General features: G+C 43.8%; 1 pseudogene. It reads right to left on the bottom strand.

Annotated features, from left to right (window positions below):
- Positions 1-740: pseudogene (locus tag LKACC16343_RS14110) on the bottom strand (IS5 family transposase); the annotation flags it as partial.
- Positions 741-802: the final 62 nt, after the last annotated feature.

The raw sequence follows: 802 nt of genomic DNA on the forward strand, positions 1-802 counted from the left end.
ACTGCTGTTAAGGGCACGTTCACAGTTTTTCCAAAGTCGCCGACATTTGTCTAGCCAACTCCATGAACGTTCAACGATCCATCGTTGCGGTAACACCGTGAACATATGCAACTCGTTGCGTTTAACTACCGTCGTCTTAGCATTCAAAATGAGCTTCACCTGATCCGCAAAGTCATTGCCAGTGTAGCCACCATCAACCATGACATGCTGAACCAGCTATAAATTTTGGCTAGCCAAACTAATAAACATAGCCAATGCACCTGAACGATCTGATACATTAGCTCGTGTCACGAGAACGGCTTGTGGTAAACCATTAATATCAACCGCCATATGACGCTTAATCCCTGAAATCTTTTTGCCGCCATCGTAGCCACTATTTTTCGTTAAATCAGTGGTTTTAACACTTTGAGCATCAACAATCACAAACGACGTTCGGGCCGATCGGCCCTGTGCAAAGCGATAGTAAGCAACAGTTTTTTTAAAAGACTTTCTAATAGTGAATCGGCTGTCGGGTCTGGTTTATCTCGCCACATATCGTAATAGTGGTAGACAGTGTGCCATTCCGGGAAATCGTGCGGTAATTCACGCCATTGACACCCTGTAGTAAGCGAGTAAAGGATGGCATTGAATACGTCATAAAGATCATAACGACGCGGTCTTGTATGCTTGCGGAAGTTTTCTAAATCAGGTTGTATTAACGCAAATTGCGCTCGAGAAATATTGCTTGGATAATCTGGCATGACAAACTCCTCAGTCGGTTTTCCACAATTCTACCAGATTCAGCAGATACTAGACAGGTTCT

This window comes from Companilactobacillus bobalius (assembly GCF_002179915.1).
GTDB lineage: Bacteria > Bacillota > Bacilli > Lactobacillales > Lactobacillaceae > Companilactobacillus > Companilactobacillus bobalius.